The following is an 8450-nucleotide window of genomic DNA, read 5'->3' as shown; positions in this document are numbered from 1 at the left end:
CTGCAGGTGCGGCAGCAACTGGTTTTGCCGGGTTTTTGCTGTCGGTGGAAAACAGCGTGCGGATCAGTGCCAGCTTGGGCTGAACAGCGGTGTTGGCGCCATCGAGCTGCAGCGCCTTGCTGTAGGCCTGGCTGGCGAGCTTGGCGTAGACGTCGCCCAGGTTCTCGTGCGCCGTGGCATAGCTGGGATTGGTGCGGATGGCCATCTCCAGCGCCGCCCGTGCCTTGTCGAATTGCGCCTGGCCGGCGTACAGCACCGCCAGGTTGTTGTAGGGCTCGGGCAGCTCCGGGTAGTCTTCGGTCAGCCGGGTGAAGGTGACGATGGCGTCGGGGGCCTTGCCCGACTCCGTCTGGATCACCCCCTTGAGAAAGCGCATCTGCGGATCCTTGGGCTTGCCGGCCAGGTACTGGTCGGCCTTGGCCAGCGCCTCGGGCAGCTTGCCCGTGCGCAGCAGCTGGTTGACGTCGCCGTACTCGTCGGCCCGGGCCATGCCACCGACAGCCAGCAGTGCCGCCGTGAGCACGGCGAGAGCCAGGGTTCGGGGAAGATTCTTGCGCGCAACCGACATAGGGCCTCTTGATCCAACGCTTGTGACACGCCCTCGAAGGGGGCTATATACTGCGTGCGGATTGTAGCGGGGGGCCGCGCCCGCGGCACAGCCCCGTCCTTCGAGAACAACATTCGGCCCGCGGCCAGGCGCCCCCGGCGCCATCCCCAGACCAGCGCCGCGGCGCTTTTTCAGACCCAATGAGCCTTCGCATCTACAACACGCTCACGCGTGCTTTGGAGCACTTTTCGCCACTGGAGCCGGGGCACGTGCGCATGTACGTGTGCGGCATCACGGTGTACGACCTGTGCCACGTGGGTCACGCGCGCGCCGCCGTGGCCTTCGACGTGGTGCAGCGCTGGCTCAAGGCCAGCGGCCTGCGCCTGACGTTCGTGCGCAACATCACCGACATCGAAGACAAGATCATTCGGCGCGCGGTCGAAAACGGCGAGACCGTCCGGTCCCTGACCGACCGCATGATCGCCGCCATGTACCGCGACTTCGACGCCCTGGGCGTCGAGCGCCCGACCCACGACCCGCGGGCCACCGACTACGTGCCGCAGATGCTGGACATCGTGCGCCGGCTGGAAGGCAAGGGGCTGGCTTACCGCGCCGGGGGCGACGTCAACTACGCGGTGCGCCGCTTTCCCGGCTACGGCAAGCTGTCGGGAAAGTCGCTGGACGAGCTGCACGCCGGCGAGCGGGTGGCGGTGCTCGATGGCAAGGAAGATCCGCTGGACTTCGTGCTATGGAAGGCCGCCAAGCCCGAGGAGCCGGCCGACGCCCAATGGGACAGCGGCTACGGCAAGGGCCGCCCGGGCTGGCACATCGAATGCTCCGCGATGGCCTGCGCGCTGCTCGGCGACACCTTCGACATCCACGGCGGCGGCGCCGACTTGCAGTTCCCGCACCACGAGAACGAGATCGCCCAGAGCGAGGGCGCCAGCGGGGTGCCGCTGGCGCAGGTGTGGATGCACAACGGCTTCGTCAACATCGACAACGAGAAGATGTCCAAGTCGCTGGGCAACTTCTTCACCATCCGCGAGGTGCTGGAGCGGTTCGATGCCGAGACGCTGCGCTTTTTCATCGTCCGCGCCCACTATCGCAGCCCGCTCAATTACAGCGACGTCCACCTGGAGGACGCCCGCGGTGCGTTGAAGCGCTTGTACACGGCGCTCGACCTGGTGGCGCCGGTGGATGCGCCAATCGACTGGAGCGACCCGCACGCCGCCCGCTTCAAGGCCGCGATGGACAGCGACTTCGCCACGCCCGAGGCCATCGCCGTGCTGTTCGAGCTGGCGGCCGACGTCAACCGCGGCCGCTCGCCGCAACGCGCCGGCCTGCTCAAGGCGCTGGGCGGCACGCTGGGCATTCTGCAGGGCGAACCCCGGGCCTTCCTGCAGGCCGGCGCCGGGCTGGACGAGGCCGCGATCGCGCAGAAGATCGCCGCCCGCGCGGCCGCCAAGGCCGCCAAGGACTTCGTCCAGGCCGACCGCATCCGCCAGGAGCTGCTGGCCCAGGGCATCGTGCTCAAGGATTCCGCCACCGGCACCACCTGGGAGACGGCGCAGTGACTCCTGCGGCGCCGGCCCCCGTCCTCGTCACGCCCGACTACTGGGGCGAGGCGCAAAAGTACCTCACCCGGCGCGACCGCGTGATGAAGCGGCTGATCCCGCAGTTCGGCACCGCCTGCCTGCAGTCGCGCGGCGATGCCTTCATCACGCTGGCGCGCAGCATCGTCGGCCAGCAGATCTCGGTCAAGGCCGCCCAGAGCGTCTGGGACCGGTTCGTCTCGCTGCCGCGCCGGATGACGCCCGGCAGCGTGCTCAAGCTGAAGGTGGACGACATGCGCGCGGCCGGCCTGCCGGCGCGCAAGATCGAGTACCTGGTGGACCTGGCGCTGCACTTCGACTCGGGCGCCGTCCACGCCGACGCCTGGCTGGCCATGCCCGACGAGGAAATCATCGCCGAACTGGTGGGCATCCGCGGCATTGGCCGCTGGACCGCGGAGATGTTCCTGATCTTCCACCTGATGCGGCCCAACGTGCTGCCGCTGGACGACGCCGGCCTGCTCTCCGGCATCAGCAAGAACTATTTTTCCGGCGACCCGGTCAGCCGCAGCGAGGCCCGCGAGGTGGCCGCCGCCTGGAGCCCTTACTGCAGCGTCGCCACTTGGTATATTTGGCGCTCGCTCGACCCGCTGCCAGTGGCCTACTAGGCAGGTAGCCCCGACGGCGCAAACGAGGAGAACAAAGCTTGGCGAAAAGAACTTTCCTGGACTTCGAGCAGCCCATCGCGGAGCTCGAGACCAAGATCGAGGAGCTGCGCTACGTGCAGACCGAATCGGCGGTCGACATTTCCGAGGAGATCGACCAGCTCGGCAAGAAGAGCCAGCAGCTGACCAAGGACATCTACAGCCAGCTGTCGCCGTGGCAGATCACCAAGATCGCCCGCCACCAGGAGCGGCCCTACACGCTGGACTACATCACCGAAATCTTCACGGATTTCGTCGAACTGCACGGCGACCGGCATTTCTCCGACGACCTGTCGATCGTCGGCGGGCTGGCCCGCTTCAACGGCAACGCCTGCATGGTGCTGGGCCACCAGAAGGGCCGCGATACCAAGGAGCGCGGGCTGCGCAACTTCGGCATGACCCGCCCCGAGGGCTACCGCAAGGCGCTGCGCCTGATGAAGACGGCCGAGAAGTTCAAGCTGCCGGTCTTCACCTTCGTCGACACCCCCGGCGCCTACCCGGGCATCGACGCCGAGGAGCGCAGCCAGTCCGAAGCCATCGGCCGCAACATCTACGAGATGGCGCAGCTGGAGGTGCCGATCATCACCACCGTGATCGGTGAAGGCGGCTCCGGCGGCGCGCTGGCGATCTCGGTGGCCGACCAGGTGCTGATGCTGCAGTACGCGGTGTATTCCGTGATCAGCCCGGAAGGCTGCGCCTCCATCCTCTGGAAGACCTCCGAGAAGGCGCAGGAAGCGGCCGACGCCATGGGCATCACGGCGCACCGCCTCAAGGCCCTGGGTCTGATCGACAAGATCGTCAACGAGCCGGTGGGTGGCGCCCACCGCGACCACAAGCAGATGGCCGCCTTCCTCAAGCGCGCGCTGAACGACGCCTGGCGCCAGCTGGCCGACCTGAAGGTGCGCGAGCTGGTGGACCGGCGCTACGAGCGGCTGCAAAGCTATGGCCGCTTCACCGACACCAAGGCCGACGCTGGCTGACATCGCGCAGGGCAATCCGGCGCGCCTGGCGCTCGCCGGCCTGGCCTTGCCGCTGCCCCTGGCCGTCGCCTACAGCGGCGGGGCCGATTCCACCGTGCTGTTGCTGGCCGCCGCCCAAAGGTGGCCGGGCCAGGTGCGGGCGATCCACGTCCACCACGGCCTGCAGGCCGCTGGCGATGCCTTCGAGCAGCATTGCCGCGCCACCTGCCTGGGGCTGGGCGTGCCGCTGCAGGTGCGGCGCGTGGATGCGCGCAACGCGCCCGGCGACAGCCCGGAAGACGCGGCGCGCCAGGCGCGCTACGCGGCGCTGGCCGATGGTGCGCGCGAAGCGGGCTTGCAGGCGGTGCTGCTCGGGCAGCACGCCGACGACCAGGTCGAGACGCTGCTGCTGGCCTTGAGCCGCGGCGCCGGCCTGCCCGGCCTGGCCGCGATGGCGCCGGTGTTCCAGCGCGAAGGCGTGCCGTTCGTGCGGCCGCTGCTGGCGCTGCCCGCGCGCGCCATCCGCGAGTGGATCGCGCAAGCCGGCGTCGTCGTGGTGGAAGACCCCACCAACGCCGACACCGCCTTCACCCGCAACCGCATCCGCCACCTGCTGCTGCCGGCGTTGCAGGAAGCCTTCCCGCAGTACCGCGAAACCTTCGCGCGCTCGTCGCGCCACGCGGCGCAGGCGCAGCAGCTGCTGGAGGGCGTGGCGGCGGAAGACCTCGCGCGCCTGGGAGGCGTGCCCGCCATCAGCGCGCTGCAGCTGCTGGCGCGGGCACGCCAGGCCAACCTGCTGCGGCACTGGCTGCGCACCGCGCATGCGGCGTCGGCCAGCGCCGCGCAGTTGGAGGAGTTGCTGGACCAGGTGGCGGACTGCACCACGCGCGGGCACAAGATCCGGATCAAGGTGGGGGCCGGGATGGTGGAGCGGCAGGGCGAGCGGCTCGCCTTCATTTCCTCCCCCTGCGGGGCAGGGTAGGGTGGGGGCACACCCGCAAGGCGCCGGGAGACCCCGGGCGACCCCGGGGGCCGCCATCCCAACCTTCCCGCGAAGGGCAAGGAGTGATAGTGCCTAGATATAATCCCTGGTTCATCACGCCGTGGTCCGCCCCCTGGGCGGACGTTTCATTTGGCGTTCAGCAATCCTTCATTCCCACCCAGATGGCATTGATCGTTCACAAATACGGCGGCACGTCCATGGGCTCGACCGAGCGCATCCGCAACGTCGCCAGGCGCGTGGCCAAATGGGCCCGTGCCGGCAACCAGATGGTCGTCGTGCCCAGCGCCATGAGCGGGGAAACCAACCGCCTGCTGGGCCTGGCCAAGGAAGTCTCGCCCGCCGGCTCCGACCCCGCCATGCAGCGCGAGCTCGACATGCTGGCCGCCACCGGCGAGCAAGTGTCCGTCGGCCTGCTGGCGCTGGCGCTGCAGGCCGAGGGCGTGCCCGCCATCAGCTTCACCGGATGGCAGGTGCCGGTGCGCACCAACAACGCCTACACCAAGGCCCGCATCGAGTCGATCGACGACCAGCGCGTGCGCGCCGAACTCGACGCCGGCAAGGTGGTCATCATCGCCGGCTTCCAGGGCATCGACAACGACGGCCACATCACCACGCTGGGCCGCGGCGGCAGCGACACCTCCGCGGTGGCGGTGGCGGCGGCGCTGAAGGCGGCCGAATGCCTGATCTTCACCGACGTCGACGGCGTCTACACGACCGACCCGCGGGTGGTGCCCGAGGCGCGCCGGCTGGCGACGGTGACCTTCGAGGAGATGCTGGAGATGGCGTCGATGGGCTCCAAGATCCTGCAGATCCGGTCGGTGGAATTCGCCGGCAAGTACCAGGTTCCGCTGCGCGTGCTTTCGAGCTTCACGCCGTGGGACATTCCCCTGGCGCAAGAGGCCGTTTCCGGCACGCTGATCACTTTTGAGGGAGACGAGACAATGGAAAGTGCCGTGGTATCCGGCATCGCGTTCAACCGCGACGAAGCCAAGATTTCGGTGCTGGGCGTGCCCGACCGCCCCGGCATCGCCTACCAGATCCTGGGCGCCGTGGCCGACGCCAACATCGAGGTCGACGTGATCATCCAGAACGTCTCGCACGACGGCAAGACGGACTTCAGCTTCACGGTGCATCGCAACGACTACGCCCGCACCATCGACGTGCTCAAGGCCAAGGTCGTGCCGACGCTGGGCACCGACCGCGTCGAGGGCGACACCCGCATCTGCAAGGTGAGCATCGTCGGCATCGGCATGCGCAGCCACGTCGGCATCGCCAGCAAGATGTTTCGCGCGCTGTCGGAGGAGGGCATCAACATCCAGATGATCTCCACCAGCGAGATCAAGACGTCGGTCGTGATCGACGAGAAATACATGGAGCTGGCGGTGCGCGCGCTGCACCGCGCCTTCGACCTCGACCAGCCGATCGGGTAAGGCGCGCCGGCGCACCGACCGTCCCCGCGCGGGCGGGGACCCAGCCCCGGACAGGCGAGAAACCTCCCGGTTTTCGGGCATAATCCCGGCACCGGAGCGGTGACCGAGTGGCCGAAGGTGCTCCCCTGCTAAGGGAGTATGTGGGCTAAAACCCGCATCGAGGGTTCGAATCCCTCCCGCTCCTCCAACGACAAGCAACGGCCGCTACGGCGGCCAACCGAAAAGCCCCTCTCCAGGGGCTTTTTCTTTTGTGGTTCGCGTCGGCCGCGTCAGCCCGGGCGGACAGCCAACACTGCTTTAATCGCCGCATGACGCTGACCTGGACCGTGGTGGCCGCCGTGCTGGTTGGCGCCCTGCTGCACGCCGGCTGGAACACGCTGGTGAAATCCAGCACCGACAAGGCGCTGGACACGGCGGTGATCCACCTGCTCGGATCCGTTCTCGCCATCCCGGTGCTGCTGTTCACCGGACTGCCGCCGCCGGATGCCTGGCCGTGGATCGCCGCTTCGGTCGCCATCCACATCGGCTACTACATCGCCCTGACCGAGGCCTACCGGCATGGCGACCTTGGCCTGACCTATCCGCTGATGCGTGGGGTGGCGCCGTTGCTGGTGGCACTGTCGGCCGCGCTGACGGTGGGCGAGCACCTGTCGCCGCTGTCCTGGGCCGGGGTCGCCGGTGTCTGCGCCGGGGTGCTGGCGCTGGGGCTGTCGGTGCAGGCGTTGAACCAGCCGCGGGCCGTCGCCTTCGCCCTGGCCAACGCCGTCATCATCGCGATCTACACCGTGGTCGACGCGATCGGCGTGCGCAAGGCGGTCGACGGTGGCGGCACCGCCTTGCAGTACCTGGCCGCGCTGTTCGCGCTGGACGGCTGGCCGTTCGCGCTGCTGGTGCTGCGCCGCCGCGGCTTTGCCGTGGCCTGGCCGTATGCGCGGGCCCGCGCCCCGCTGGCGCTCATCGGCGCGGCCGCCTCGTTCGGCTCCTACGGCATCGCCTTGTGGGCGATGACCCGGGCGCCGGTCGCCACTGTCGCCGCCCTGCGCGAGAGCTCGGTGCTGTTCGCTGTGTTGCTTGGGGTGTTTCTGCTGAAGGAGGCGTTGAGCCTGCGCCGCATCCTGGGCACGGCTGCCATCCTGGGCGGGGTGATCGCGCTGCGGTTCGGCTAGAAGCGGGGGCTGGGCAACGCTGCGCGCACTGGCACAATTGCCCTTCGCTGCGTTGTAGACCTTCACCATGCCCACTGATTTCACCAGCATCCTGTTGCTGGTCCTCACCTCCGCCGTCACCTTCACCGTGGCCCGGCTGCTCTCGCGGCGCTACCGGGCCAGGCGGCGCGAGCGGGAGCTGGCGGCCAAGCGCGCCACCGAGACCCGCCAGGTGCGGCGAGCCCGCGAACGCGGCCGCAAGTAAGGTCCTGCTGCGCCGCTGTCAGCGCAGCGTGCTCGGCGCAACCCACTTGAAACCCAGGGCCGTGATGCCCTCGATCGTCTTCCTGAAATCGGCCAGGCCGGGCGTGCCGACTTCGGGTTCCAGCCAGAACGGGTGGAAGAAGAACGAGGCGAAACCGTCGCGCACCACCTTGGCGTACTTCGCGTTGGTGATCAGGTCGTCCGCCGTGTAGTTGTAGTTGGAAGTCGGGTCGATGTCGCTGATGTCGTACTCGATGTTGCCCAGGTTTTCCGGCAGCACGGCCTGGCCGTAGTGGTCCTTGCCGATCACGTACGGGTAGAACTGGCCGACGCTGAAGTCCTTGCCGATGCCGGCGGCGAACTTGGGCTTGTCGGCCGTGTAGTAGACGACGCGCTGGTAGGTGGTGGTGAACAGCTGCGGCGCGGTGCGGGCGGTGATGGCCGACGTCTGGTAGTGCGGCGCTTCCCAGGCGATCGGGGCCAGGCCGTTGGCGCGCATGTCCTGCAGGCCCTGGTTCAGCCGGCCCAGCACCCACGAGGGCGAGTCTTCCGGGAACGGCTTGTTGTCCACGATGTTCCAGAATTCGTAGTCGTCGCCACTGACGCCGGTGTGCGGATTCTTCATCGTGCCGTACTGGTGGGTGAAGCCGTGCATCACCATCTCGCCGCCCTTGCCGCGCGCGTAGGCCAGCGCGGTGCGCAGGTTGGTCGCCTGCGACAGGTGCACTTCCTGGCGCACGCCGCCGTTGTAGGCGCCCAGGCCGTCGACGTAGCGCGGGATCACGGCCACCGAGAACGGCACCTTCTTCGTGGCCAGGTAGTTGCTCAGGTCTTTCATCGCCTTGACG

At 68.4% G+C, this 8450-nt stretch carries 9 protein-coding genes and 1 tRNA gene; 8 read left to right on the top strand and 2 right to left on the bottom strand.

Annotated features, from left to right (window positions below):
* Positions 1-568 (bottom strand): tetratricopeptide repeat protein (locus JWP65_RS06465; RefSeq protein WP_299761658.1); only part of this gene is annotated, 568 nt, incomplete at its 3' end.
* 179 nt (positions 569-747) lie between these two features.
* Here JWP65_RS06465 and cysS point away from each other — a divergent pair.
* From cysS to JWP65_RS06425, 8 genes are all read left to right on the top strand, one after another.
* Positions 748-2121, top strand: coding sequence for a cysteine--tRNA ligase (gene cysS, locus JWP65_RS06460; RefSeq protein ID WP_299761654.1), 1374 nt, complete (start codon positions 748-750; stop codon positions 2119-2121).
* On the top strand, positions 2118-2765 hold the full coding sequence (locus JWP65_RS06455; RefSeq protein WP_299761651.1) for a DNA-3-methyladenine glycosylase 2 family protein: 648 nt from the start codon (positions 2118-2120) through the stop codon (positions 2763-2765). The genes cysS and JWP65_RS06455 overlap by 4 nt, the downstream gene beginning before the upstream one ends.
* A gap of 38 nt (positions 2766-2803) precedes the next feature.
* Positions 2804-3781 (top strand): acetyl-CoA carboxylase carboxyltransferase subunit alpha, encoded by a 978-nt coding sequence (locus tag JWP65_RS06450; RefSeq protein ID WP_299761648.1) that lies wholly within the window; start codon positions 2804-2806, stop codon positions 3779-3781.
* Positions 3744-4742: a tRNA lysidine(34) synthetase TilS gene (gene tilS, locus JWP65_RS06445; RefSeq protein WP_299761645.1), complete on the top strand. Its 999-nt coding sequence runs from the start codon at positions 3744-3746 to the stop codon at positions 4740-4742. Before JWP65_RS06450 ends, tilS begins: the two co-directional genes overlap by 38 nt.
* 182 nt (positions 4743-4924) lie before the next feature.
* Positions 4925-6193 carry an aspartate kinase gene (locus tag JWP65_RS06440; protein WP_299761642.1) on the top strand — a complete coding sequence of 423 codons (1269 nt, stop codon included), beginning with the start codon at positions 4925-4927 and terminating at the stop codon, positions 6191-6193.
* Positions 6194-6286: 93 nt separating this feature from the next.
* Positions 6287-6380, top strand: a tRNA-Ser gene (locus JWP65_RS06435).
* Positions 6381-6501: 121 nt separating this feature from the next.
* The gene (locus JWP65_RS06430; RefSeq protein WP_299761639.1) at positions 6502-7359 is read left to right on the top strand and encodes a DMT family transporter; all 858 of its coding nucleotides are present in this window, start codon (positions 6502-6504) and stop codon (positions 7357-7359) included.
* 67 nt (positions 7360-7426) lie between these two features.
* Positions 7427-7603, top strand: coding sequence for a hypothetical protein (locus JWP65_RS06425; protein ID WP_299761636.1), 177 nt, complete (start codon positions 7427-7429; stop codon positions 7601-7603).
* Positions 7604-7621: 18 nt separating this feature from the next.
* On the opposite strand, the gene JWP65_RS06420 is transcribed toward JWP65_RS06425, so the two are convergent.
* The coding region (locus JWP65_RS06420) for a polysaccharide deacetylase family protein (protein WP_299761633.1) at positions 7622-8450 on the bottom strand (829 nt) is incomplete at its 5' end.

Source organism: Ramlibacter sp., from assembly GCF_028292805.1.
GTDB lineage: Bacteria > Pseudomonadota > Gammaproteobacteria > Burkholderiales > Burkholderiaceae_C > Ramlibacter.
The sequence above is the reverse complement of the archived record's forward strand: the minus strand, read 5'-3'. Positions and strand labels throughout refer to the sequence as shown.

Excerpts from the sequence above, each read along its gene's own strand:
- cysS (WP_299761654.1), top strand. The coding sequence starts at position 748 with ATGAGCCTTCGCATCTACAACACGCTCACGCGTGCTTTGGAGCACTTT.
- tilS (WP_299761645.1), top strand. The coding sequence starts at position 3,744 with ATGGCCGCTTCACCGACACCAAGGCCGACGCTGGCTGACATCGCGCAG.
- JWP65_RS06440 (WP_299761642.1), top strand. The coding sequence starts at position 4,925 with ATGGCATTGATCGTTCACAAATACGGCGGCACGTCCATGGGCTCGACC.
- JWP65_RS06430 (WP_299761639.1), top strand. The coding sequence starts at position 6,502 with ATGACGCTGACCTGGACCGTGGTGGCCGCCGTGCTGGTTGGCGCCCTG.
- JWP65_RS06425 (WP_299761636.1), top strand. The coding sequence starts at position 7,427 with ATGCCCACTGATTTCACCAGCATCCTGTTGCTGGTCCTCACCTCCGCC.